This is a genomic window from Bellilinea caldifistulae (assembly GCF_001306055.1).
In the GTDB taxonomy this organism is placed as follows: Bacteria; Chloroflexota; Anaerolineae; order Anaerolineales; family Anaerolineaceae; genus Bellilinea; species Bellilinea caldifistulae.
Genome location: NZ_LGHJ01000019.1, coordinates 96,356 through 120,806, shown reverse-complemented (window position 1 = coordinate 120,806; position 24,451 = coordinate 96,356). Strand labels below are relative to the sequence as shown.

Genomic DNA, 24,451 nt, shown 5'->3' with positions numbered 1-24,451 from the left:
CTTTTAGCAAATACGAGGCAGGATTTCACCAGCCAGCATGTCAAGGATGCGGGTAGCCCCAATCCTGGTTTTGAGTAGAACTCGCCCGGCATCGTTACGGGTAACTTCCCCAATGCGAGCTGCGGATTTTCCATAGGGGTGGCGGTGCATCGCCTCTAGGGCAGCCTCGGCTTCATCGGGAGGAACGATGGCGATAATCTTACCCTCATTGGCAATGTAGAGAGGGTCAAATCCCAGCATCTCGCAGGCGGCCTGAACGGCAGGATTGATCGGAATGGTGTTTTCGTAGAGCAGCATTCCAACCTGACTCTGTGCTGCAATTTCATTGAGGGTGGTTGCCAGACCACCGCGGGTGGGATCGCGCAAAACGTGGGTATGCGGCGCAGCTGCTAAAAGATCCTGAATCAGACCGTTTAGCGGGGCGACATCCGACTGAATTTCGGCGGAAAATCCCAATTCACCCCGTTCTGCCAGGACGGCAATACCGTGATCGCCCATGCTGCCGGATACGAGGATCACATCACCGGGCTGAGCCTGACTGCCATTGATGGTTCTGCCTTCGGGTAAAAAGCCAAAGCCGGTTGTGGTGATGAAGAGCCCGTCTGCTTTGCCTTTTTCCACCACTTTGGTATCCCCCGCAACAATTTGGATGCTGGCTTCCTGGGCTGCAATGCGCATGGATTCTAAAATCCGTACGAGCGTTTGAACCGGTAAGCCCTCTTCTAGAATAAAACCGGCGGTCAGATACAGAGGTTGCGCGCCGGAGACTGCAATGTCGTTAACCGTACCACATACCGCCAATCTGCCGATGTCGCCGCCGGGAAAGAAAAGCGGGCTGACGATATGACAATCGGTAGAAACGACCACTTCGCCGTTCGGTCTCGTCAGGCGGGCGAAATCATCTCCGCTCAGGAGAGGAGGGCTGCTTAGGTAGGGTAAAAATATATTTTTGATTAAATCGTGGGTCAGGCGTCCACCGCTGCCATGTCCTAAAATGATCTGGTCATCATGCTTCAGCGGAAGGGGACAAACCGGCCCTTCCATGGAGGGAAAGGAAGCCTCTGACATGGTCGTTATCCTTTCATGGATGCCGAACTACGGGCAAAGCGGTAATAGGCAGAACATGCCCCTTCAGCGGAAACCATCGGTGCTCCCAGCGGGTTTTGCGGGGTGCATGGATCGGCAAATGCGGGGCAGTCGAAAGGTTTCTTAAGACCTTGTAAGATCTGCCCGGCAATGCACAGAGGTGATTCGCTGGTTTGAATGTTTCCTACATCAAAACGAAGCTCGGCGTCAAATTCAGAAAATTCAGGCCGTAAACCCCATCCACTGAGCGGGATGCGGCCGATCCCGCGCCAGTTGCGATCAACCGGCTGAAACACTTTTTGGATGATGGCCTGAGCAGCCAGATTGCCTTCGGGTTTGACTACGCGGGCGTAGGCGTTTTCGACCCTCACCTCGTTCTGTTCCAGCATTTTTACAACCGAATAAATGCCCCGAACCAGATCCAGGGGCTCGAAGCCGGTAACAGCCATCGGCACACGGTACTGATCTGCAATCGGTAGATAGTCCTGATATCCCATGACTGTGCAAACATGCCCGGCAAGAAGAAAGCCCTGTACGCGGTTGTGTGGGGAGGACAAGATGGCGTGCATTGCAGGGGGTACCAACACCTGAGAGACAAGCACGGAGTAGTTCTTCAAGCCGAGAGCTTTGGCTTGTAACACACTCATTGCATTAGGTGGAGCGGTTGTCTCAAACCCAATGGCAAAGAAGACCACCTGCCGCTCCGGATTTTGTTGGGCAATTTTTACGGCGTCCAATGGTGAATAAACGACCCGCACATCAGCCCCGCCGGCACGCAGCGAAAAGAGATCCTGATTGGAGCCCGGTACGCGCAGCATATCCCCAAAGGAGCAGAAAATCACTGCCGGGCGGGCAGCGATTGCCAAAGCCTTGTCAATCAATTCCAGCGGAGTCACACAAACGGGACAGCCGGGGCCGTGAACCAGTTCAATTTCCGGGGGGAGAAGTTGATCCAGCCCGGATTGCATAATTGCGTGGGTCTGGCCGCCGCAAATTTCCATCAGAACCCAGCTGCGGGTCAATCGGCGGCGGATTTTTTCAATTTCGGCCTTGACCTGGCGTTCATCCCGCAGAGTCTGGTTGAGTAAACTTAAGTCCATTGGATTCGTTCCTATGTCGGAGAGGATGGATTCAATTCTTCATCGAGCACGCCGGCATCGCGGAGTAGTTGGAGGGTTTCGAGGGCTTCCTGCTCATCTAAAAGATTGAGCGCGAACCCGGCGTGGATGATGGCGTAATCACCGACTTTGGCTTCGGGCAGCGTTTCCACACAGGCTTCCCGAAGCACACCGCCAAAATCAATTTTTGCCATTCGTAAGCCAGCCTGTTGATATAATTCGACAATTTTACCGGGAATTCCAAGACACATTTTACGATCCTTCCTGAACGAAAGAAGAGGAATGAAGTTGATCTGCAGCAACTAAGGCCTGCCCAAGCGCAATTCCACCATCATTGGCAGGAACACGCTGATGGGTGAGGACTTCAAAGGATGATTTTTCCAGAAGAGGTATGGTTTTCTTCAGAAGTAACGAGTTTTGCCACACTCCGCCGGACAATGCGACTATGTTAACGCCACTGATCTCACGGATGGATTGGACGGCATCGAGGATGATCTGGGCAACCGTGTTATGAAACCGACCGGCAATCACCGCCAGTGAGAGACCATTTCTCCAGTCTGCCAGAATGGCTTCCCAAAGCATGGACGGGTCAATTTCATCCTTGTTGATTGAAAATGGATAAATTCCTGTCTCGTGCTCATCCGCCAGATTTTCCAGTTCAATGGCGGCCTGTCCTTCGTAGGTAATTCGATCACGGATGCCCAACAAGCCAGCCACAGCATCAAACAGTCGTCCCATGCTGGAGGTCAGGGGGGTGTTTATCCGGTGTTCTAACTGGGTACGCAGGATGGTTCTTTCCTCCTCGCAGAGCGCTTCGACAGGCGGCAGGTCTGCTTCCCAATCCAAACCGGCTGACCAGAGGTGTGCCAGGGCAATTCGGCTGACCCTGCGAGTGGCCGCGTCGCCTCCCGGCAGAGGAACGTATTTAAGGTGCATCCATCGCTGAAAGCCGGCGCGGTTGCCCAGTAAAAACTCACCGCCCCAAATTGCGCCGTCGCTTCCGTAACCGGTACCATCCAGAATCACGCCAATCGCTTGCTGCTCGGCGGGGAATTGGTTATCTCCCAGACAGGAGACTAAGTGAGCATGATGATGTTGAACTTGAACAAGGGGAAGGTTTTGGTCTCTGGCGCGTTGAATGGCGTAGCGCGTTGCCAGATAGTCCGGGTGCAGGTCACTGGCAATTGCCTGAGGCTTGATTTGGAACACACGCTCGTAATGTGAAATGCCTTCTTCAAAAGATTGGAATGTTTCGTAATTTTCCATATCTCCGATGTAGTGACTGAGGAAGGCATATTGACCGCGGGTAAGGCAAAAGGCGTTCTTTAACTCAGCACCAACTGCCAGTACTGGAGGTAAATCCTGATTAATCATCAACCCATCGGGTGCAAAGCCGCGAGAACGGCGAATAAAATACAATTTTGAACGATGGGATTGAACCACCGAATCATCCACCCGCATGTGAATTTCCCGGTTGTGGAACAGAAAGGCATCCGCCAGTGAAGCCAGTTGACGGCGGGCCTGATCATCGCGGTACGCAATCGGCTCATCGCTGAGGTTACCGCTCGTCATCACTAAAACGGGCGGGTAACCTTCTTCCGGCTCGGTCAATAAAAGGTGCAGGGGAGTATAGGCCAGCATGAAACCCAACCGCCGTTGGCGAGGGGCGACATTAGCGGCTAAACCTTCAGGTTGACGGGGTTGAAGGAGAACAATCGGTGCAAAACGGGACTCAAGCCATTCCTTTTCCTGTGGGCTGATCAGACAGTACTCTTCAATTGTTTTTGTATCGAAAGCCATCAGGGCAAAAGGCTTATCGCTACGCTGTTTGCGTTCGCGCAGCGTTTGAACGGCTTGTGGATTGGTGGCATCGCAGGCAAGATGAAATCCTCCCAGTCCTTTGATGGCAAGGATTTTCCCTTGCTTAATCCACTCCCGGGCAGTTTGAATGGCAGCTTCTTTACAAGCCGTTGGCCGACCCTCAACTTCAAACCAAACCTGCGGGCCGCACTCGGGGCAGGCAATCGGCTGGGCGTGAAAACGGCGGTCTTGCGGGTTTTGGTATTCTTCCCGGCAGGTATCACACATTTCAAAGCCGGCCATGGTGGTATTCGGCCGGTCATAAGGCAAACTCTGAATGATTGTGAAGCGCGGACCGCAATTGGTGCAGTTGATAAATGGATATCGAAACCGGCGGTTTGCCGGATCAAATAATTCGCGGCGGCAGTCGGCGCATATGGCAGTATCCGGTGAGATGGGCTGGAATTGAGTGGGATCGCTTTGGCTGGAAAGAATTCGAAAATCATCCGGATTTTCAGGCAATGTGTTGATGACTTGCAACGAATCAACGCGGGCGAGCGGCGGCAGCCGGTTTTGTAGTTCGAACAAGAATTGATCCACATGGTTGGAGGTGCCTTCGAGATGAATTTCCACATTGCCGGAAGTATTGCGCACCCAGCCTTTCAGGTGGTATTTTTGGGCAAGGCTGTAAATAAACGGGCGGAAACCAACCCCCTGGACAATTCCACGAACCAAAACTCGAACGGCTACGGCTTCCACATTCATTTTTTACGGTGTTGTTGAACTACCTCATCCAGCCAGTTAATCCATTCAGACATTCCCTCGCCGGTTTTTGCCGAAACCGGAAAAGTGCGTAGGCCGGGGTTGAGTATTTCTACTCCCTGTTGGAAATAGGCCATGTTGAAATCAATGTAAGGGATCAGGTCCATTTTATTGATGATCAAGACATCAATTCCACGGTACATATTCGGGTATTTGTATGGTTTGTCGTCCCCTTCGGGCGTGCTTGCAACCAGTAGATTGAGATGTGAGCCTAATTTGAAAGCAGCCGGACAGATCAGATTCCCAACATTTTCGATTAGGACGATATCAACACCATCCAATGGCAGGGATTGTAAACCCGCATGAAGCATCACGGCGTCCAAATGGCAATCTCCGCCAGTGTTAATTTGAACAACCGGTAAACCCAAAGCAGATATCTTATCGGCATCAATCGTCACGGGGGCGGTATCCCCTTCGATGACTGCCATACGGTATCTGGGAGACAGTCCTTCCAATGTTTTGAGGATGAAGGTGGTTTTACCGGCGCCGGGTGAAGCCATAACATTGATCGCAAAAGTTCGATGATGGTCAAACAATGCCCGGTTTTGCTGGGCAACCTGATCGTTTGCATCTAAAATTTTTTCGACAACCGGAACACGGGTTGGAGTCATACAGTTGCTCCTTCTTTTTCGACAATGATTGATTCGACATAAAACTCCTCGCCGCCAATGACATTTATGTGATAGCCACCGCATTGGGGGCAGGGAGAGAGAGAATCCTGAACTTCGAATTCCAATTGACAATCAACGCATCTCAAGCGGGCTGGAACACGTTTGAAATGCAGGTTTGCATTCTGACAAAGTGTATTTTCAGCGATGATGTTCCAGTAAAATTGCACCGAATCATCCACGATACTGGACAATCTTCCAATCACCAGATAAATATCGGTTACCCGGTCAGCATTGACCTGACCGGCGTGGCGAAGAGCGATCTCCAACACGGATTCGGTTACGGCTAGCTCGTGCATGATGTTTTATTCTACCATTAAGAGAATTCGGAGTAAAAACCCCTGAATATATTGTCTTACCTGGTTTTAACGTCCGTTTCGCTGGATGATTGAAGGATCAAGTCCATCAATTGCAGTTTAATCGTGAGGAGGTTACTGGCAACCACATTGGCAACTCGCCGCATAATGACATATCCAAGGCGAGGGTCTTCTTCGCAAAGCCGATTTAATTCATCTCCATTCAGGACAAGCAGGGTTGAATCCTTCAGGGCAATTGTGGAGGCTGTGCGTTGTCGCACAACCGGGGTCAATTTGGACCAGCCGATGATGTCCAATGGTTCAGCGGTGGTGATGCGCACAATTCCACGGGAAGGCACAGCCATATCCACGCCAATTTGGCCGGAGAGGATGATGTAGATATTATCCACTCGATCACCTTCACAAAAGATGGCTGTGCCTTCTTTGTAATGTACAATGGAGGAAATCCCAGCCAGCGCTTCAATTTGCTGGGGTTTAAGATCCAGGAACCAGGGAATTGTCCGCAGAGTTTCAATCAGGCTGGATGTTTGCATGGGGTACAAATCGGTCTTGTAGTTATCTACTTTTGTAACACCGAATACCATATTCATTAAAGTGACCTGCGTCATCATTCAGGTGGGTAACATGTCACCAAATTTGACCTGACGTTCAACCAAGCCAGTCCATTACCTGTTTAACTGCGGGTTCAAGCAGTTGGCTGGCAGCCGGAGAGAGGGATTGACTGAAATTGAATTCATAGCCCCGCACCGACAATAAGGCACCCTGTGGTACTTTTTGGTACAAAGCGGCACATAATGCCAGACAGGTCGCCGGGGTCAAATGATGGGTGAACGGTGATGGCTCAAAGCGGGCATTCAGGGGGGTAAAGCAAATTTCCTGCGGGATGGTACCGGTGTGAGCATCCAGAAAGAGTACTCGTTCCACCTGACTCAGCCATTCGGAATGTTCAGGGATCAGATGAAGTGCAAAACCGATTGTAATGGTAGGAGAAACTTCATACTGGTATTGTTCAGGTACGGCTGGTAATTGAGCATCCAGGTTTTCGGCTACTCTTCTGAGGATATGCCAGGCAATTCCATCGTCCTGCCGGTCGAGGTTACCGTATCCCAGTAAGAGGATTCTTTGAGCAGCAGGTTCCGGCTGCGAAGTTTGTGCTGGAACCTGCTGCGGAGGGTACGCTGAATCGGTTTGCATACTACCTTGAGATGGTCTTCACGAGGTTACCTTGATGATCCAGCATCTCCACCATGATGGGCATCTGTCCGACGGCGTGAGTGGAGCAGGAAAGGCAAGGATCATAGGCTCGCACGGCGGCTTCTACGCGGTTAAGCAGGCCTTCGCGGATTTGTTGACCGTTGATGTAGGTCTTGGCAACGCTATCCACGGCATGGCTCATTGCCCAGTTATTGTTGCCCGTGGCTACAATCATGTTGACCCGCTCGAGCTGGCCGTTGGGTTTTGCCCAATAATGATGCCACAAGGTCCCACGCGGCGCTTCGATGACACCAACCCCTTCGCCTTTGAAGTTCTGGCGGGTGTTGAGGATGTCGGTGCTGAGGATATCCGGGTCTTCACATAAGAGCCGGACATTCTCGGCGGCATAGAGGGCTTCGATCAGCCGGGCGTAGTGGTAATACAGGGTGTTTTCAACCGGTTTTCCGTTGTTGAGGGTTTTGAACTCGCGCAATTCGGCATCTGCCAGCGGGGTGGCTATTCGATCACTGGCGTTCAGTCGGCCTAATGGCCCTACACGGTAAACGCCGGCCGGGTAGCCCATCTTCTTGTAGTAGGGGAATTTCAAGTAAGACCACGATTCGACGTGTTCGGCGATGTAATCCAGATACTTACGGCCGTCAAATAACTCCAATTGTTTTCCACTCGCATCAATCAGGCGGACTTCTCCATCGTACAATTCGAGGGTGTTACCGGGTTTGACCAGGCCAAGATAGCCGGTTGGGAAAACGGCGAATTTATCAATGTCTTCGCGGTTTTTCTCAGCCCAGCCCTTGAAGATTTGAATCCCCATTTGGATGGTGGAGATGACTTCATCCAGTCCGGCCAAAATGGTATCTCTTTCGGCAGTCTTCAAGGCTTTGTTGACGCCGCCGGGGACGGCAAAAACGGGATGAATCCGCCGCCCGCCAAGGATGTGGATGATCTCCTGGCCGTATTTACGTAAATTGACGGCTTTCAAAGCCAGTTCGGGATTGGTCTGAATCAAACCCACCACATTGCGTATAGCCGGGTCAGCATCAAAGCCAAGGAGCAAATCCGGACCGGCAAGTTCGAAGAAGTGCATCCCGTGACTTTGAATGATCTGCCCCATGTGCATCAATTCCCGCAACAATTGAGCCGGGCGCGGAGGGGGAGAGCCATAAACTTCATCCCCCGCCTTTGCAGCTGCCAAATGGTGCGAAACCGGGCAAATTCCACAAATGCGAGGGGTGATGGTGGGCATTTCAAAGACCATGCGCCCTTCGCAGAACTTTTCGAAGCCGCGAAATTCGTTGATGTGCAGGTAAGCCCGTTCCACATTTCCATCCGGGTTTAGATGGATGGTTACTTTGGCGTGGCCTTCAATACGGGTCACTGGTTCAATTGTGATTTTCTGAGTAGTCATTGTGAACACCTCCTCTTAGTGCCAGTGCAGTTTGTCGTCTTTCAAAACCGGCTTGCGGCCCTGTGCCAGTTCTGAAAGCACATAGAAAATGGTATCTGCATCTGGCGGGCAACCCGGCACAAAAATGTCCACCGGTACGACCTCATGGACGGCTCGCACGCGGGTCGGACGAGCCAGTTCAGGATCATCGGGAATTTTTCCCTCTGCATCGGTACTTTCCGTTTCGACGTAGGCGCGACGCAGGGTCTCTTCAATGGTGAAGAAGTTGCGCATCGCCGGAACACCACCAAAAACGGCACAATCACCCAATGCAACCAGAATCTTGCAGCGTTTGCGCATCATTTTAGCGACTTCTTCGTTGCTGGTGTTGTTAATGCCACCTTCCAGAATGCCTACGTCAACGCCGGTCTCATCGGGGTGTTTCAGGTCGGTAATTGGTGTGGAACGCAAGTCTACCAGCTCAGCAATCTTAACAATACGTTCATCCATATCCAATAAGGACATGTGACAGCCAGCACAACCTGCCATCCAATCAGAAGCTACTTTCGGTTTGCTCATTAGTGATCCTCCTTCCAAAATCCTTTCCAATAAATCTCAGATGGCGATGCTGACTGGAGAGGGCCGCATCGAAATCACGTTTTTCCAGTCACTCTCTACGGATGTACCCAGTTTATCTGCAAGCGCAGATAGAACCGCTTCATTTGTCCAAACGGTCTCAGCCGGTTGAAGGACTTTTGCAGCGGTTTGTAAGCGTCCATCGAGGTTGATGAAATGCCCGTCCTGTTCCAGCCAGTTGACTACCGGAAAGACAACATCGGCCATTGCGGTTAGGCGAGAGTGGTAACTGGCCTGTACGATGATGCTGGAGCACTTTTCGAGCTGCTGAATCAGTCTTTCTTTGGGTTCTTCATCGCCGATGGCAATGAAAGCCACCTGCTGGCCGTTTAATTTGAGAGTTTTATCCAGATCCAGTTGAGCAGCCCCCAGAGCATTGGCTCCGCCTTTGATGCTGATCATTGCGGCCCCAGTTGTCTGGCTCAGGGTGATCAGCAAGTCCATCACATCATCGTTTATGGCAGCTGGATCGTAGATGATGATCGGTTTCTCGCTGTTGGTCAACTGGAAGGCTGCTTCCAGGAGCAGATCCGAAGCCACACCGCAAGTACTGCTGGCTTTTTGCACTTCTTCATCCGGTTGACCGCTAAACGGGACTTGATTCTGTCCGAGTTTGGCTACTGCGGCGATCAACCCCTTCAGGAGTGCAGGTTGGGTTTTCTTTTGAGGGATCAAGGCACAATGCGCCAGATCACCGAGGTGATTTTGATCTTCATCCACCACAATCAACTTAATCCCTTCGGGGAAGCGTCTGCGGATGAAGAATCCCAAAACCTCATGCTCATTGACGAGATCGGCCCCCATGACCAGGAATGCTCCGGCTTCGTGGACCTGATCAATCTTGCCTTCAAATGGCTTCCCCAGTTTTTCAGCCCATTTGGAGAGGATTGCGGTGCGGCTTCCTTCATCAGTAGATGTGACCACCGCGCTGCGCAAATGTTCGGCGAATAACTGGCGGAAGATGACCAGGCTTTCAAGCGGCAGGCGGGTAGAAGCAACCGCAGCGATACCATTGCCGGAAGCAGTCTTAATCTTCTCCGCTGCGGCTTCCAGTGCTTCTTCCCAGGTAACGGGCTGCAGGCTGCCGTTTTTACGGAGCAGGGGTGTCTTCAATCGTTCGCGGTCATCAAAAGCCGGATAGAAGCGACCGACTTTGCAGGTGACCCCTTGATTGACCGGGGCGTCCCAATTGCCGTCAATCCGAATTAATTGTTGATCACGGGTGAGGATATCCACACCGCAACCAACCGAACAACCCAAACACAGCGTCTGCTGATGATCTACGGTGGTGTTTTGGCCGCGGTAGGCGCTGCGACGGTCAATCAACGCGCCCGTAGGGCAGACCTGGACGCACATTCCACAAGAGACACAGGAACTTTCTCCTAACGGGACATTCAGATCCGCAATCACAAAGGTCTTTGCACCACGTTCTTCAACGCCCAGCGTGTTTGCACCGACCAGTTCCGCACAGGCCCGGATGCAACGCCGGCACAGGATGCAGCGATTGTGTTCCAGGATGAAGTAGGGGTGGGAAGCATCCACCGGATAAGGCTGCCAGTTGGGCTGCAATGGCCAGTGAGTCATTCCCTCGCCGTAGGCGGCATTTTGTAATTCACAATCGCTGCCGCTGACCTGGCAGTAGGGGCAAAAGTGGTTGCGCTCACTGAATATCAAGGTGAGGACAAACTTTCTGGCTTTCCGAATCTGCTCTGAGGTGGTGCGAACGACCATGTTGTTGGTTGCCGGTATGGTGCAGGAAGCCTGCAAGGTGCGGAAACCCTCTATTTCAACCATGCACAACCGGCATCCACCGTAAGGTTTCAGGTGGGGGTGATCGCATAAGGTTGGAATGTGAATTCCGGCTTTTCGGGCGGCATTGAGCACTGTGGTGCCTTCCGGAACTTGAATCTGTTGACCGTCAATGGTTAGCGTAATCATTCCAGACACTCTCCTTCTCAATGATTTATGAATGGTTCTTTGCTTGTAAATACCGCTACCGTTAAACCACACATTCTCATAGCTTATTCATCCGCTAATTCTACCTTTACAGCTGTGATCTTGAATTCCGGGATTTTTGCAATTGGATCGAGCGCGGCGATGGTCAACTCGTTGGCATTGGATTCCGGGAAGTGAAAATTGGCGTAAACCATACCTTCAGGAACACGATTGGTTACCCAGGCTTCTGAAACAATGCTGCCACGCCGTGAGGTGATTTTGACCATTCGATTGCCGTTAATACCAATCCGCAAGGCATCTTCGGGGTTCAATTCGATGAGTGGTTTGGGATAAACCTCCATCAGCCCTTTGGCGCGACGGGTCATTTCGCCGCCGTGCCAGTGATACAGAACACGCCCGGTGTTCATCAGCATTGGGAATTCGGCATCCGGCTTTTCGGCAGGCGGCACATCAGTGGTGGGTGAAAAGAGGCCTTTACCACGGGTAAATTGACCAATATGCAAAATTGGCGTGCCGGGGTGATCGTATCCCTTGACTGGCCAGTGAAGATTTTCACCACGATCCAGACGTTCATAGCTGACGCCGGCGTAGGATGGTGTGATGCTGGCAACTTCATCCATGATCTCGGCAGGTGAGCCGTAATTCCACCCGGATTGTGGGGCTTCAGCGGGTTTACGGTTGCTGACGGCGATCATCCGCCGCGCCAGGTCGCTGATGATCTCCCAATCGGGGCGGGATTGACCAACCGGCTCAACGGCTTTACGGACGCGCTGAATCCGCCGTTCGGTATTCGTAAAAGTGCCTTCTTTTTCAGCGAAGGTTACACCGGGCAGCAGCACATCGGCGTATGCCGAAGTTTCGGAAGGGAAGATTTCCTGCAAAACCAGGAATTCCAGTTCTTCCAAACAATGGCGGACGTGATTGACGTCCGGATCGGTCATGACCGGATTTTCGCCGAGGATGTAAAGCGCTCGGATTTTACCTTCTCCATCTGCAGGGATCATTTCGGTAACGGTCATGCCGGGTTTGGGAGAAAGAGATACGCCCCAAGCGGTTTCAAACTTTCCGCGGGCAGCATCGGAGGCGACCGGTTGATAGCCCGGATACACATTTGGCAGCCCGCCCATATCGCAGGCGCCCTGTACATTATTCTGACCGCGCAGTGGGTTCACGCCGCCGCCCGGCACACCCATGTTACCCAACAGCATCTGCAAATTGGCCAGGGTTAGGACATTCTGAACGCCGACAATGTGCTGAGTGATGCCCATTGCCCAGAAAACGGCCATGGGTTTGCAGGTTCCCATGATCTCGGCAGCCTGATACAACTGCTCGAGAGGGACGCCGGTAATTTCAGAAACTTTTTCCGGCGGGTAATTTTGCAGGTTGGCTTTGAATTCGTCAAATCCTTCGGTGCGCTCGGCAATGAATTGTTCATCCGCCCAGCCTTTTTGGAGGATAATGTTCATCAAGCCGTTGAGCAGGGCGATGTCGGTACCGGGTCTTTGTTGCAGGTGAAGGGTGGCAAAGTCCACCAGATCAATCCGGCGGGGGTCAGCCACAATCAATTTGACGCCGCGTTTCAGTACCGCCTGCCGAATCATTGTACCGAAGACCGGGTGCTGTTCGGTGGTATTCGAGCCGGTGACGAAAATCGCCTGAGCATTTTCAACAATATCCTGCATAGTGTTGGACATGGCCCCAGAACCGTAGGAAATCGCCAAACCGGCTACGGTACTGGCGTGGCAGAGACGGGCGCAATGGTCAATATTGTTGGTGCCCAGTACCTGCCGCGCAAACTTATTCATCAAGTAGTTTTCTTCATTGGTGCATTTGGCCGAACTCAACACCCCAATGCTGTCAGCGCCGCTTTCAGTGCGGATTTGATTGAGCTTACCGGCCACAATGTTCAGGGCGGTATCCCAATCCACCTTGACCCATTCACCGCGGTTCTTCTTGTCTTTGCGAGGTTCGCCTTTCAGCAGGTACTCTCGCACCATGGGCTGGGTCAAGCGGTCTGGATGATGAACATAATCATAGCCATAGCGGCCCTTGACGCACAATCGCATACCGTTGACCGGCGCATCCGGCGTCGAGGTCACACGGATAATTTTGCCATCCTTAACATTCAAGTCAAACTGACAGCCAACCCCGCAGTAAGAACAGGTGGTGCGTACAACCTTATCCGGCGCGCCGAGTCCAACCGACATCTTGTTATCCAGCGCGCCCGTGGGGCAGTAAGCCACACATGCGCCGCACGATTCACAACGCGCTTCCAGCATGGGTTCGTCCAGGCCGGCTACGATGCGGGCCTCATAACCACGTTCGGAAAGCCCCCAGACAAAGCGTCCCTGAACCTCCGCGCAGGCGCGGACGCAACGGCCGCACAGAATACATTTATTTAAATCAACCCAAACGAATGGATTGGGATCGCTGTTGACCTCATAGCGGGGTTTTTCAGCCATGAAGGCTTTCATGTCCAAACCGTAGGCGGTTGCCCAGTATTCCAATTCGTTCGGGTGTTCGTCTTTTTGGGCGTAACCGGAATCGTAGTAGGTGGAGAGGAGCAGTTCCAGAATGGTGCGGCGAGATTTTCGCAGGCTTTCCGTTTCGGTTTGCACTTCCATGCCGTTTTCTACCGGCAGGGTACAAGAGGTCATCGGCACTCGTCCGCCCTTGAGTTCAACAATGCACAGACGGCAGCCCCCATAGGGAGACAGGTCTTTATGATAGCAAAGGGTTGGGATGGTAATCCCCGCTTTTTCGGCAGCCTCTAAAACGGTTGTTCCCTTTGGAACATCCAATTCTATGCCATTAATTTTGATTTGAACCATAATCTCCAGTCCTTCCAAGGCTTAAGTGGCTTACTTACTCCATTTTTTCAGAAAAATGAACCAGTAGACCAGTCCAACCAGTACTGCCCCGCCAATGATGTTACCGATGGTGACCGGCAAGAGATTGTTGACGAAAAAACCCTGCCAGGTTAGATTGGTAAATTTTTCGATGGTTACGCCGGCATCCACCAGGGCTTTCGATTCCCAAAAAGAAGCCGGGGCGAATTGCTTGATGAACAATCCCAACGGGATAAAGTACATATTGGCAATCGAGTGTTCAAAACCACATGCCACAAAGCCGCTGATGGGCGGAATGATGGCAAGGATTTTATCCGTGGTGGAACGCGCCGAGTAACACAGCCAAACTGCCATACAGACCATCGCATTGCACATAATACCGAGGGCAATGGCCTGCACAAATTCAAGGTTGACCTTGCTATTGGCGATATTCAGCGCAGCCAAGCCAATCGAACCGTTTCCAAAAGTGTATTGGCGGGTGAAAAACATGAGTACGGCCGTGGCAACCGAACCAACAAAATTACCGAAATAGACGATCACCCAGTTGCGTATAAGCCCTTTTAGGGTGACTTTGCCATTGGTGAAAGCCATGATGATCAGGTTGTTGCCGGTGAACAGCTCCGCACCACCGACAATGACCAGAATAAGGCCAAGCGTAAACACCAGACCGGTCAACAAACGGGCAACCCCATAGGGCAAGGCTGCTGAACCAGCGCTGACCGTGGTGGCAAAAATTGCACCTAATCCGATAAATGCGCCGGCCAGGATGGATAAAGCAAACAGGGGCCAGAAAGCCAGATTGGCTTTTTTCACGCCAATGGCTTCTGCTTTCTGGGCCATTTCGGCAGGCATAAGAGCGTCAATGGAAATTACGTTGTTTTCTACGGCCATGATATCAAATCTCCAAACAAGTAAGATTCAGGGTTGGGGGATCATCTCCTCCATTTTGCAAACTCCGGCGGGGCAAATCTTCAGGCGGATATGAGCCTCCACTTCGGCGCGGAAGTAATTCAAAATATCGCGCAAGGGGGTGCCGGCGGTTTGCCCTAAACCGCAGTTGGATAACATGTACAGATTTTCGGAAAGTTCTGCCAATTTGTCGAGGTCGCTCAGGGAAGCCTGACCTTTCGAGATTTTATCCAGCATTTCCCAGGCTCTTTGAGTACCGATTCGGCAGGGGTTGCATTTTCCGCAGGATTCAACCCGGAAGAAATTCAACAGCACTTTTGCCAGATCTACCACGCAGGTATCTTCGTTGCAGATCAACAAAGCACCCGAACCCAGCGAAACACCGGCTTTGGCGTAGGAGTCGAAGTCCATTGGGGTGTCCTGCAGCGATGCGGGAATGATCGAGCCGCTTGAGCCACCGGTCTGCGCCAGTTTGAAGTTGGAGCCATTTTTCATGCCCTTGGCGTAAATGGCGATGACTTCTCTGAGGGTGATGCCCATGGGAACTTCGATTAAACCGGTGACGTTCACATTTCCCAGGATGGTATACACTTTGGTGCCGGGGCTGCTGGGTGTGCCGAAACTGCGATACCAATCTGCACCGTTGTTGATGATGGGGGGAATGTTAGCCAGCGTTTCGACGTTATTAATCACGGTGGGTTTACCCCACAAACCAAAGGTTGTCGGATAGGGCGGACGTGAGCGGGGTTGTCCGCGTTTACCTTCAATGGATTCGATCAGTGCGGTTTCTTCACCGCAGATGTATGCTCCAGCCCCCGCGTGGATGTGAATTTCAAAATTGAAATCGGTGCCGAAGATATTCTTTCCCAGAAAGCCCATCTCATGGGCATCCTTGATGGCTTTTTTGAGGCGTTCCTGAGCCAGCAGGTATTCGCCGCGTACGTAAATGTAGCCTTCATCTGCGCCAACCGCATAACCGGCAATGGCCATCGCCTCGATCATGCTGTGGGGGTCTCCTTCCAAAATCAGGCGATCTTTGAATGTGCCGGGTTCGGACTCATCGGCATTGCAGATGATGTACTTTTTGTCGGATTTCTCGCGGGCGACGAACCCCCATTTGGTGCCGGTTGGAAAGCCAGCACCTCCCCGCCCGCGCAGACCGGATTTTTTAACCTCCTCAATGACCTCTTCCGGAGTCATGCTGGTGAGGACTTTCCCAAGCGCTATGTAACCATCGTTGAGGATGTAGTCCTCGATACTGGTCGGGTCAATGATGCCGGCCCGCCGGAGGACAATCCTCTGTTCGGCGGGTAAGGTGCCTTTGCGGGCATGCAACCACGCAATTCTGCCGCTCAATTCGCGAACCGAGGCAACCAGTTCTTCGGCAATCCGCCCTTTGTAAAGGTGTTCCTCAACCAGATAAGGGACTTTATCCGGTGTAACCGGCCCATAGATGACCGCTTCCGGATAAACGATGACCAGCGGAAGGGCATCATGGCGGCCTACATCACCAATCATGGTTAAAGAGATTTCATCCTCCAGGCCGAAGGCTTTGATTTGGTCCTGTAATGCCTGAAAGACTTCCTGCGCTCCGAGCTGCATGCTGATAGGATCACTGGAGACCAGTACCATTGAACGAGTCATTTTCATCGGGCACCTCCTTCACTCATACCGCGCTAAAATTTCCGGGACCTTTCGGGCATCCACATTACCGTAGATGTCTTCGTCAATCACAATCACCGGTCCGACCGAGCAAACTCCCAGACAGCTGGTGGTGATCAGCGTCCATTTTCCGTCCGGAGAGGTTTCATTGGGCTCCAGACCCAGTTCTTCTTTCAGGGCTTCGAATACCTCTCGTCCGCCGACCACATGGCAAGGTGCACTTTCGCAGAATTGGATAACGTGTCGCCCGCGCGGTTTGGTGGAGAGCATGTGGTAGAAACTGGCTACCCCAAATAAACTGCTCTTGGGTTCTTTCAAGCGGCGGCTGATTTCTTCCATCGCCTCGGTTGGGATGTAGCCCAATTGGCGGTTTACCTCGTTCAGGATGGGAATCAATTCCTCTTGCTTTGCACCGAACTTTTCGATGGCAGCATTGACCGCTTCGAGTATCTTTTCGCTGCTTTTGGTTTCAACGCTCATACTTTTCCTCCTTTGGTCTGATTCGGACGATCAGTGTGACGGACTGGGTTATTCGATGACCACTGCGTTGAAGTTACAAACTTGCATACAAATACCGCAGCGGATGCAGGTATCCGGGTCAATAACATGCGTCTGGCGGCGCTCACCGCTGATGGCGTTAACCGGGCAGTTGCGGGCGCAAACCGTACAACCCGTGCAAGCATCGGGCAGAATTTCATAGCGGATCAAAGCGCGGCAGACTTTGGCCGGGCAGCGTTTTTCGTAAATGTGGGCTTCGTACTCGTCACGGAAATAGCGCAGAGTGCTGACTACCGGGTTGGGTGCCCCTTGACCCAATCCACACAGGCTGTTGGTACGAATTTCCTGACAAAGATTTTCGAGTAATTCGATGTCACCATCCTGCCCTTTGCCGTCGCAAATTCGGGTGAGGATTTCCAGAATGCGGCGTGTACCAACCCGGCAGGGAGTACATTTTCCGCAGCTTTCATCTTGGGTAAAATCCATAAAGTAGCGGGCGACATCTACCATGCAGGTATCTTCATCCAAAACGATCATACCGCCGGAGCCCATAATGGTGCCAGCCTGAGCAAGTGATTCGTAATCGAGCGGAAGATCGAGATACTCGGCCGGGACACAGCCACCCATCGGCCCGCCAATCTGGACGGCTTTGAAGGCTTTTCCATCTTTGATGCCGCCGCCAACATCATAAATGATCTCGCGAAGGGTGATTCCCAAAGGCACTTCGATCAGGCCAGTGTGATTCAGATCACCGGCCAGTGCAAAGGTTTTGGTGCCTTTGCTTTTTTCGGTGCCGTAACTGGCGTACCATTCCGCGCCCTTAAGAATGATTTGCGGAATGTTGGCGTAGGTTTCAACGTTGTTGACGTTGGTCGGTTTGTTCCACAAGCCCTGTACAGCCGGGAAAGGTGGACGCGGACGAGGTTCACCGCGACGGCCTTCAATGGAGGCGATCAAGGCGGTTTCCTCACCGCACACAAACGCACCGGCGCCCATGCGTACTTCAAGGTCAAAATCGAAACCGCTGCCCAGGATATCTTTTCCTAACAAACCCAAATTGCGGGCTTGCTGGATGGCAATGTTCAGGGTGGATACCGCAACCGGATACTCGGCACGGCAGTAGATATACCCTTGATGAGCGCCGATTGCGTAGGCAGCAATGATCATTCCCTCAATTACCGAATGAGGGTCACCTTCGAGTACACGGCGGTTCATGAAAGCGCCAGGGTCACCTTCGTCGGCGTTGCACACCACATATTTGATATCCCCCGGTGCCTGACGGGTAAATTGCCACTTTTTACCGGTCGGAAAACCGGCCCCACCGCGGCCGCGCAGACCGGATTTGAGGACGGTATCAATGACTTCTTCGGGGGTCATTTCGGTGAGGACTTTGGCAAGCGCCTGATAACCGTCTTCGGCAATGTAGTCCTCGATATTCTCCGGGTCGATTTTTCCGCAATTGCGCAGAACAATGCGGACTTCTTTTTGGGTTGGGGCGCCAAGCTCTTCATCTACAACTTTGGTGGTGGGCATCTGGAATTTATTGACAACCCGCCCTTTTAGAAAGTGTTCTTCCACCAGATAGGGCACATCATCGGGTGTGACTCCAACATAATGGACACCCTCAGGATACACCATCATCTCCGGGCCTAAACTGCATCCACCAATGCGGGATGTTTCCAGCACCTGCACTTCATCAATCAGGCCGGTAGCGACCAGTTCATCCTGCAAGGCATCCACCAACTCATGGGCGCCTTTCTGAAGACATTCCGGGTCTACACAGACTAAAACATGTGAGCGATAGTATTTCATAGCTGTCAACCTTTAGCCTTACAAAAATGGTTTACCGATAAGAGGCTTAAACCTGAATTACGTATTCTTTAAGCACATTACCGTTCTTGACGTGTTCTTTCATGATCTGACGGGCTACATCCGGCGAGACCTTGCCGTAGGTCACTTTGGGCTGGTCGCCAACAACAACCTGGACAATGGGTTCTTTCTCGCACAGGCCGATGCAACCGGTCTGGGTGACAATCACACCTTCAAGATTCTCATTCTGGATGGTTTCGAGGATGGCTTTCATGGCGTCGCGTGCACCGGCGGCAATCCCGCAAGTACCCATTCCTACGATCACCTGAACCTGGCCTGAGGCAGTTTTTACTTTGCGTTTTTCCAGAGCTTCCTCACGGATTCTTTTCAAATCGTCTAAACTTTTGATGGTCGGCATGGTAAATCTCCTCTCTACGGATTGATGAAGGAATTCATCCGCTTAATAAACTGAAATGGATTGAAGTGATCGAACATTACTTTCCAGCAATTCGCGCAAGTAAGAAAGTACCAGTGGATCGGAAAGGGGGACGTCCTGCAATTCTTGTTTAATCTGCTGATCGTCCAGTTCGAAGGTCTCCTGATCCACACTGTAACGGAAAACCCAGTGAATTTGTGGGTTTCCAACCAGCAAAGTGAGAAAAGTTCCGGCAATATCACCCAACGGCATCCGGTCAATGTGGCTGCGTTGAAATTCCACCTCAACCAATGTCCCTTCACCAACTTTGGAATGTATTTTCAGCCAGCCATTGCATGCTTCGGCGGCGGCTTTCAGGAGAGGAATGCCCAGCCCAACCTTGCGGGTAGTGCGGGTGGTCACGAAAGGATCGGTTACTTTTTTGACCATTTCCTCATCCATGCCTTTACCATCATCCTGAACACTGAGGTACAACCGGTCGGCGGTGGTATCCTCCCGGATGGTGATGGTGATATTTTTCGCGCCGGCTGCGATGCTATTTTCGGCGATATCCAGCAGGTGAAGGGAAAGTTCTCTCACTGCTTGCTATCCTGAATGGAACGTAAAACCTGAGGGAATTTATTAGGGCGGAGACGCCCAACGATTTTGTCATCCACAACGACAACCGGAGCCTGACTGCAAGCACCAACGCAGCGGCATACTTCGAGGGTGATTTCACCATCGGGTGTGGTTTGTCCCGGTTCGACCCCCAGCAAGGATTTGGCTTTGTCAATCAACTGAGGCATACCACCAACATAACAGGCTGTACCCATGCAGAACTTGATGGTGTGCTTACCGCGGGGGGTGGTGGTGAAGAAAGAATAAAAAGAAACGACCCCATGAACCGAACTGACCGGTACATGCAGTTTGTCGGCAACATATTGCTGCATGGCTTCGGAAATAAAACCAATCCGGCTTTGAAGCTCGTTGAGCACGACCATCGTTGCACCGGGGAGGTTCTTGTTTTTTTCCAGAATCTCATCAATCAGTTTTTTTTGTTCGGGGTTAGCCAGTGGATCATTGGCTGGTATGGAGGGTTTGGTGTTTAACATAGGTTACTCCGGTAACAAATTGGACGAAATTGGTAGAATTAATTGTGGATAATCAATCCAAAGTGTACTCGCTTGCTTATGGTTAAGTAATTACCAAATGTCATCATTCCTTGTGAAAGTTGTAACAAACGAAATTTGCTGGTTATTCCCCGGCGAGGATTGTGCTGGAAAGGATACGGTGTGAACGTCCCTGTTCGCCGCGCAGTGCCAGTCGAATTTCTTGAAGAGTGGGGGATTGTAAAGTGAACTGGTTCAGCCCTGAAATTTCATCCAGGCGATGAGCATCTCCGCTCTGGATCAACGAGTAGCTATGCAAGGCCGGATATATTTTAACCGCTTCTGCCGGTTTCAGGTGACGAGAAATTTCCATAACTTCCAATGGAATATCGTCAGGGGGCATTCCCAGGATGGGGAACAAGCCGTTTGCGGTGCGGTTGACATGGGCGGGGATGAACAATCCACCCAACCGGGTTACCTGATGAAATGCATCTGCCAGACTCAAATTGACCGAAGTGAGGAGCAACCGTTCCTCCCGTTTGAGAAAATCGCCATTGGCGTCTACAATCAATTGATCGCCGAAATAATCCGGGCGATTGGGGATTGCCGGCAGGTGACGGTCAACAATTGCTTGCCAGGCAAGAGCCTGTTCGAGAGTGTCAAACAGACATAACGAGTGAACTTCTTCACGGGTTTGAACTTCCATACCGGGCAGCACAGTTAAATCCGTTCCCTCGGCAGCCTGCTGTACCGCAGAAATATTAGCGGTTGCGTTATGATCGGTGATGGCGATCAGGGAAATGCCCTTTTCGAGGCATTCCATGACAATCAACGGGGGCAGCATTTCAATCTCCGCACATGGGGAAAGAACCGTATGAATGTGCAATTCTGCCCGATAAGTTTTCAAAGAGAACCTCCCTGAATGGGAGCCTGCTTACCTGGAGGATAAGTTAGCGGATGCCCAGTTCCCACAACCTGCCCACCACCCGATAGGTGTCTTGTTGACTGGATAAAAGGGTCACCCCTTCGTCATTAGCCTTTTGGATGGTTGCTTCATCGGGTTGTGCCCCTTCGGTGATGATGATGGCGCTCAATTCCAGCAAAGCCGCCACGGCTACGATATTACTATGGGCCTGCAAGGTCACCCACAACCCTCCCCGTGATGCGCCAGTCATTACGCAAGATAACAGGTCGGCTGCGTAACCAGTGGTTGGCTGAATTTCATGAAATGGCTTTTGCTCGGTCAGCAGTTTCAGATCAAGCGACTGGATGATTTGTTCCAGATTCATCGTTTTTCCTCCAAAGATTTGGCAGCATGCCCTTCCCCGACGGTGTCTTCTTTTTTGAGGAAGATTTTCATCCTCAATCTGGTTCCCTTACCCCATACGGATTCAAGTTTCATGATATCCACGCAGCGGGAAATGTTGACCAGCCCCATACCTGCTCCAAAACCCAATTCCCGGACTTTCTCACTGGCGGTTGAGTAACCTGGTTTCATGGCTAATTCCACATCTTTTATTCCCGGTCCGCTGTCGTAAACATCAATAGAGATCTGGTGAGGTTCAATTTCGACCCGAATCACACCTCCCTCCGTGGTGTGGATGATAAGATTCATCTCTGCTTCGTAGGTGGCAATTCCACAACGGCGGGCGATCTGCGGACTGGCACCCATACGACTGAGCGCCCGTTTGATTTTGGATGAGGCTTCTCCGCCATGGGTGAAATCGCCAGCCTTGATGTTGTAACGCAGGATCAGGCTGGTTCGTTCGGATTCGATATCTTCGAAAAGGTGAGAGGCACGATAGCGGCGAACTTCTTCGGTCTGGTAATCCTGTTGGAGGGCTTTGAGCAATCCGCGTGTGATGTCTCCCTTGGTCAAAATGCCAATCAATAGGCCTTCTTTGTTGACCACCGGCAGCCGGCCTACTTTGGTGCTGACAAACATTTTCAAGGCTTCTACCACCGGATCATCACCCTTAACGGTGAAGGGATTGCGGGTCATGTACTTTTGGATTTCTGCCTCGAGGTCAGACTTGATCAGACAGCGAATCAAGTCTTCTATGCTGATAATGCCAATTAACTGCCCCTCTTCAACAATTGGAGCGCCGGAAATACGTGCTACTCGGAATTGTTCCAGCACTTCCTGCATTTTCATGCTGGCGGTCATAGTGATTGGATTGGGGGTCATCACCTCTTGAACTTTGATTTCATACGCCAGTTCTTCAACGCGGGTGATGTTTTCTGCTTCCTGATCACTGATGAGGCTGGATTTACGAAGAGGGGTCTGTTCGGTCATTGTCAATTCTTAAGAAACTTAACCGGCAAAACAATCCTGATCGCTGACCGGTTTTTCAAGGCAGCTCAAACCGGCTTGATAGAGGATACCGCAGGCTTCAAACATGCCAAAGGGGGTACTGATGAGCGGAATACGCTCGTTTTCCGCAAGTTGCACGGTTTCTGCCGGCGGGGTTTTCCCGCGCACAAGGACAATTGCGAGAACGTCCGCCATCATCGCCGTGCGTACAACTTGGGGGTTACACAAACCGGTGAGTAAGATGGCCTGAGGTTGAATGGAAGCCAGCACATCGCTCATCAGGTCGGCTCCGCCCGCGCCTTTGACTTCGATTTCCAAATTAATTTTGGAATTGAGAACTTTGCCGTTCAGTTTTTGGACGATTTCATTCAGTTTCATAGCATGGCCTGTTGGGGAGAAGGTTCTAACGGGGTTTTCCCGAAAGGTTGTGCGATAATCTAGTCAACATTAACATAATTTGAGCAATTTGATAAGTGTTAAATTTCCTATCCTTAAATCCCATTTGTCACGCGAAAAAGCCGTTAAACTTCGGACAAAAAGGACAGGACATGTTAAAATGATAGACCATAATACACGGCAGAGGATGTGAAAAGGTATGGAAAAAATTATTCCTTCTGTTAAAGGAACCCGCGATTTTTATCCTGAAGAAATGGCCATCCGTTCATGGCTATATCAAACCCTTCGGGAGGTCTCTGAGTCTTTTGGATATCAGGAATATGACGGGCCTTTTCTGGAAAAAATTGATCTTTATGCTGCCAAATCGGGCGAGGAACTGGTCAAAGAACAGGCATTCGTGTTTCCGGACAGGGGAGGGGATTTAATTACCCTGCGTCCCGAGTTAACCCCTTCACTGGCGCGCATGGTGGCTCAGCGCCAGCGGCAGTTGACCTTCCCCTTGCGATGGTGGTCGTTTGGGCCGTTTTGGCGTTACGAACGTCCTCAAAAAGGTCGGACGCGGGAGTTCTTCCAGTGGAATATTGATTTGATTGGGGCGAATTCACCCGAATCGGATGCCGAACTGGTAGCGATTTGCGTGGCGTTTTTCAAAAAAACTGGATTGAAGCCGGATCAGGTGGGGGTTTTTGTCAATGACCGGCGGTTGATGGATGCCGAGTTGGAAAAATTGGGAATCACGAACACCGAAGTGAAAAAACAGGTGTTCCGTTTGATTGACCGGCGGGACAAAATGCGCCCGGAGGATTGGGCGGCTTATGCCATAGAGGTTGGATTGAGTGTTGATCAGTTTGAGGGGTTGAAAACGATTCTCGATAACCGTGAATTATGGAAAAATTCTTCTGACATGCAGCGCTTTTTTGATGCCTTGCAGGCGATGGGTGCAGATGAATATGTTCACTACAACCCTCAGGTGATCCGTGGATTGGAATACTACACCGGTACGGTCTTCGAGGCTTATGATCTGGCACGGGATGGGCGTGCCATTCTTGGCGGGGGGCATTACGATAATCTGGTTGCGGACGTGGGAGGTGAGCCGCTGCCGGGGGTGGGCTTTGCCATGGGGGATGTGATGATCAGTCTGGTTCTCCAAAAATATGGCTGCTTGCCTCCTCTGGGAACAGCCCCCGCTGATGTGTTGGTGACGGTCTTCGATGAGACTTTACTGATTGAATCGCAGAGAGCGGCCCACCAGTTTCGGGAAATGGGATTGAGGACGATTGGTTACACGGAGGTGGTGCGGCTGCCGCGACAATTGAAGTTTGCTGACCGTATGAATATCCGTTTTGTGGTCATCATCGGCCCGGATGAAGCAGCGGCAGGTCAGGTTACGGTCAAAGATTTAGCCAGGGGCGAACAATTTACTGCTACCGTTCTCGAAGCCGGCGAGTTGATCAAGAAAATGCTTGCATAAAGCCGAGAGGGTGTGAT

24 protein-coding genes are annotated in these 24,451 nt (G+C 51.5%); 1 reads left to right on the top strand and 23 read right to left on the bottom strand.

The genetic code is table 11. The annotated features are described in order from the left end of the window. Positions 1-3 precede the first annotated feature (3 nt). The 23 genes from hypE to AC812_RS13795 form a co-directional block, all read right to left on the bottom strand. Positions 4-1,044 carry a hydrogenase expression/formation protein HypE gene (gene hypE, locus AC812_RS13905; RefSeq protein ID WP_061917945.1) on the bottom strand — a complete coding sequence of 347 codons (1,041 nt, stop codon included), beginning with the start codon at positions 1,042-1,044 and terminating at the stop codon, positions 4-6. Between the two features lie 29 nt (positions 1,045-1,073). Beyond that, a complete protein-coding gene (gene hypD, locus AC812_RS13900) occupies positions 1,074-2,186 on the bottom strand; it encodes a hydrogenase formation protein HypD (protein WP_082149121.1) in 1,113 nt (370 codons plus the stop codon). Positions 2,187-2,197: 11 nt separating this feature from the next. Further along, positions 2,198-2,455: a HypC/HybG/HupF family hydrogenase formation chaperone gene (locus tag AC812_RS13895; RefSeq protein WP_061917563.1), complete on the bottom strand. Its 258-nt coding sequence runs from the start codon at positions 2,453-2,455 to the stop codon at positions 2,198-2,200. A 1-nt stretch (position 2,456) separates the two neighbouring features. Next, on the bottom strand, positions 2,457-4,769 hold the full coding sequence (gene hypF / locus AC812_RS13890; RefSeq protein WP_061917560.1) for a carbamoyltransferase HypF: 2,313 nt from the start codon (positions 4,767-4,769) through the stop codon (positions 2,457-2,459). Beyond that, positions 4,766-5,437: a hydrogenase nickel incorporation protein HypB gene (gene hypB / locus AC812_RS13885; RefSeq protein WP_061917557.1), complete on the bottom strand. Its 672-nt coding sequence runs from the start codon at positions 5,435-5,437 to the stop codon at positions 4,766-4,768. Before hypB ends, hypF begins: the two co-directional genes overlap by 4 nt. Further along, a complete protein-coding gene (gene hypA / locus AC812_RS13880) occupies positions 5,434-5,793 on the bottom strand; it encodes a hydrogenase maturation nickel metallochaperone HypA (protein ID WP_061917554.1) in 360 nt (119 codons plus the stop codon). Before hypA ends, hypB begins: the two co-directional genes overlap by 4 nt. Positions 5,794-5,849: 56 nt before the next feature. Continuing rightward, on the bottom strand, positions 5,850-6,401 hold the full coding sequence (locus AC812_RS13875) for a cyclic nucleotide-binding domain-containing protein (RefSeq protein WP_061917551.1): 552 nt from the start codon (positions 6,399-6,401) through the stop codon (positions 5,850-5,852). Positions 6,402-6,459: 58 nt separating this feature from the next. After that, entirely contained in the window at positions 6,460-7,005 is a 546-nt protein-coding gene (locus tag AC812_RS13870) for a hydrogenase maturation protease (RefSeq protein ID WP_061917548.1), read from the bottom strand. Between the two features lies 1 nt (position 7,006). Continuing rightward, positions 7,007-8,431, bottom strand: coding sequence for a Ni/Fe hydrogenase subunit alpha (locus tag AC812_RS13865; RefSeq protein ID WP_061917545.1), 1,425 nt, complete (start codon positions 8,429-8,431; stop codon positions 7,007-7,009). 15 nt (positions 8,432-8,446) lie between these two features. Next, positions 8,447-8,989 (bottom strand): NADH-quinone oxidoreductase subunit B family protein, encoded by a 543-nt coding sequence (locus AC812_RS13860; RefSeq protein ID WP_061917542.1) that lies wholly within the window; start codon positions 8,987-8,989, stop codon positions 8,447-8,449. A gap of 36 nt (positions 8,990-9,025) precedes the next feature. After that, positions 9,026-10,984 carry a molybdopterin-dependent oxidoreductase gene (locus AC812_RS13855; RefSeq protein WP_061917539.1) on the bottom strand — a complete coding sequence of 653 codons (1,959 nt, stop codon included), beginning with the start codon at positions 10,982-10,984 and terminating at the stop codon, positions 9,026-9,028. A gap of 83 nt (positions 10,985-11,067) precedes the next feature. Next, a complete protein-coding gene (gene fdhF, locus AC812_RS13850; protein ID WP_061917536.1) occupies positions 11,068-13,833 on the bottom strand; it encodes a formate dehydrogenase subunit alpha in 2,766 nt (921 codons plus the stop codon). Between the two features lie 30 nt (positions 13,834-13,863). Beyond that, the gene (gene focA / locus AC812_RS13845) at positions 13,864-14,742 is read right to left on the bottom strand and encodes a formate transporter FocA (protein ID WP_061917534.1); all 879 of its coding nucleotides are present in this window, start codon (positions 14,740-14,742) and stop codon (positions 13,864-13,866) included. Between the two features lie 27 nt (positions 14,743-14,769). After that, positions 14,770-16,410 carry an NADH-quinone oxidoreductase subunit NuoF gene (nuoF, locus tag AC812_RS13840; RefSeq protein WP_061917531.1) on the bottom strand — a complete coding sequence of 547 codons (1,641 nt, stop codon included), beginning with the start codon at positions 16,408-16,410 and terminating at the stop codon, positions 14,770-14,772. A gap of 12 nt (positions 16,411-16,422) precedes the next feature. Further along, a complete protein-coding gene (nuoE, locus tag AC812_RS13835; protein ID WP_061917528.1) occupies positions 16,423-16,902 on the bottom strand; it encodes an NADH-quinone oxidoreductase subunit NuoE in 480 nt (159 codons plus the stop codon). Between the two features lie 48 nt (positions 16,903-16,950). Continuing rightward, the gene (nuoF, locus tag AC812_RS13830) at positions 16,951-18,732 is read right to left on the bottom strand and encodes an NADH-quinone oxidoreductase subunit NuoF (protein WP_061917525.1); all 1,782 of its coding nucleotides are present in this window, start codon (positions 18,730-18,732) and stop codon (positions 16,951-16,953) included. A 46-nt stretch (positions 18,733-18,778) separates the two neighbouring features. Continuing rightward, entirely contained in the window at positions 18,779-19,147 is a 369-nt protein-coding gene (locus AC812_RS13825) for a (2Fe-2S) ferredoxin domain-containing protein (RefSeq protein ID WP_061917522.1), read from the bottom strand. Between the two features lie 42 nt (positions 19,148-19,189). After that, a complete protein-coding gene (locus AC812_RS13820) occupies positions 19,190-19,744 on the bottom strand; it encodes an ATP-binding protein (RefSeq protein WP_061917519.1) in 555 nt (184 codons plus the stop codon). After that, on the bottom strand, positions 19,741-20,256 hold the full coding sequence (locus AC812_RS13815) for an NADH-quinone oxidoreductase subunit NuoE family protein (RefSeq protein WP_061917517.1): 516 nt from the start codon (positions 20,254-20,256) through the stop codon (positions 19,741-19,743). The genes AC812_RS13820 and AC812_RS13815 overlap by 4 nt, the downstream gene beginning before the upstream one ends. 142 nt (positions 20,257-20,398) lie before the next feature. Continuing rightward, positions 20,399-21,160, bottom strand: coding sequence for a PHP domain-containing protein (locus tag AC812_RS13810; RefSeq protein WP_061917514.1), 762 nt, complete (start codon positions 21,158-21,160; stop codon positions 20,399-20,401). A 43-nt stretch (positions 21,161-21,203) separates the two neighbouring features. Next, complete coding sequence (locus AC812_RS13805) at positions 21,204-21,542, bottom strand: DRTGG domain-containing protein (protein WP_061917511.1); 339 nt, start codon at positions 21,540-21,542, stop codon at positions 21,204-21,206. Beyond that, on the bottom strand, positions 21,539-22,549 hold the full coding sequence (locus tag AC812_RS13800; RefSeq protein WP_061917509.1) for a CBS domain-containing protein: 1,011 nt from the start codon (positions 22,547-22,549) through the stop codon (positions 21,539-21,541). Before AC812_RS13800 ends, AC812_RS13805 begins: the two co-directional genes overlap by 4 nt. An 18-nt stretch (positions 22,550-22,567) precedes the next feature. After that, positions 22,568-22,945 carry a DRTGG domain-containing protein gene (locus AC812_RS13795; RefSeq protein WP_061917505.1) on the bottom strand — a complete coding sequence of 126 codons (378 nt, stop codon included), beginning with the start codon at positions 22,943-22,945 and terminating at the stop codon, positions 22,568-22,570. A gap of 217 nt (positions 22,946-23,162) precedes the next feature. On the opposite strand from AC812_RS13795, the gene hisS reads away from it, so the two are divergent. Further along, on the top strand, positions 23,163-24,434 hold the full coding sequence (hisS, locus tag AC812_RS13790) for a histidine--tRNA ligase (protein WP_061917502.1): 1,272 nt from the start codon (positions 23,163-23,165) through the stop codon (positions 24,432-24,434). The last annotated feature ends 17 nt before the right edge of the window (positions 24,435-24,451 follow it).

Excerpts from the sequence above, each read along its gene's own strand:
- hypE (WP_061917945.1), bottom strand. The coding sequence starts at position 1,044 with ATGGAAGGGCCGGTTTGTCCCCTTCCGCTGAAGCATGATGACCAGATC.
- hypD (WP_082149121.1), bottom strand. The coding sequence starts at position 2,186 with ATGGACTTAAGTTTACTCAACCAGACTCTGCGGGATGAACGCCAGGTC.
- AC812_RS13895 (WP_061917563.1), bottom strand. The coding sequence starts at position 2,455 with ATGTGTCTTGGAATTCCCGGTAAAATTGTCGAATTATATCAACAGGCT.
- hypF (WP_061917560.1), bottom strand. The coding sequence starts at position 4,769 with ATGAATGTGGAAGCCGTAGCCGTTCGAGTTTTGGTTCGTGGAATTGTC.
- hypB (WP_061917557.1), bottom strand. The coding sequence starts at position 5,437 with ATGACTCCAACCCGTGTTCCGGTTGTCGAAAAAATTTTAGATGCAAAC.
- hypA (WP_061917554.1), bottom strand. The coding sequence starts at position 5,793 with ATGCACGAGCTAGCCGTAACCGAATCCGTGTTGGAGATCGCTCTTCGC.
- AC812_RS13875 (WP_061917551.1), bottom strand. The coding sequence starts at position 6,401 with ATGAATATGGTATTCGGTGTTACAAAAGTAGATAACTACAAGACCGAT.
- AC812_RS13870 (WP_061917548.1), bottom strand. The coding sequence starts at position 7,005 with ATGCAAACCGATTCAGCGTACCCTCCGCAGCAGGTTCCAGCACAAACT.
- AC812_RS13865 (WP_061917545.1), bottom strand. The coding sequence starts at position 8,431 with ATGACTACTCAGAAAATCACAATTGAACCAGTGACCCGTATTGAAGGC.
- AC812_RS13860 (WP_061917542.1), bottom strand. The coding sequence starts at position 8,989 with ATGAGCAAACCGAAAGTAGCTTCTGATTGGATGGCAGGTTGTGCTGGC.
- AC812_RS13855 (WP_061917539.1), bottom strand. The coding sequence starts at position 10,984 with ATGATTACGCTAACCATTGACGGTCAACAGATTCAAGTTCCGGAAGGC.
- fdhF (WP_061917536.1), bottom strand. The coding sequence starts at position 13,833 with ATGGTTCAAATCAAAATTAATGGCATAGAATTGGATGTTCCAAAGGGA.
- focA (WP_061917534.1), bottom strand. The coding sequence starts at position 14,742 with ATGGCCGTAGAAAACAACGTAATTTCCATTGACGCTCTTATGCCTGCC.
- nuoF (WP_061917531.1), bottom strand. The coding sequence starts at position 16,410 with ATGAAAATGACTCGTTCAATGGTACTGGTCTCCAGTGATCCTATCAGC.
- nuoE (WP_061917528.1), bottom strand. The coding sequence starts at position 16,902 with ATGAGCGTTGAAACCAAAAGCAGCGAAAAGATACTCGAAGCGGTCAAT.
- nuoF (WP_061917525.1), bottom strand. The coding sequence starts at position 18,732 with ATGAAATACTATCGCTCACATGTTTTAGTCTGTGTAGACCCGGAATGT.
- AC812_RS13825 (WP_061917522.1), bottom strand. The coding sequence starts at position 19,147 with ATGCCGACCATCAAAAGTTTAGACGATTTGAAAAGAATCCGTGAGGAA.
- AC812_RS13815 (WP_061917517.1), bottom strand. The coding sequence starts at position 20,256 with ATGTTAAACACCAAACCCTCCATACCAGCCAATGATCCACTGGCTAAC.
- AC812_RS13805 (WP_061917511.1), bottom strand. The coding sequence starts at position 21,542 with ATGAATCTGGAACAAATCATCCAGTCGCTTGATCTGAAACTGCTGACC.
- AC812_RS13800 (WP_061917509.1), bottom strand. The coding sequence starts at position 22,549 with ATGACCGAACAGACCCCTCTTCGTAAATCCAGCCTCATCAGTGATCAG.
- AC812_RS13795 (WP_061917505.1), bottom strand. The coding sequence starts at position 22,945 with ATGAAACTGAATGAAATCGTCCAAAAACTGAACGGCAAAGTTCTCAAT.
- hisS (WP_061917502.1), top strand. The coding sequence starts at position 23,163 with ATGGAAAAAATTATTCCTTCTGTTAAAGGAACCCGCGATTTTTATCCT.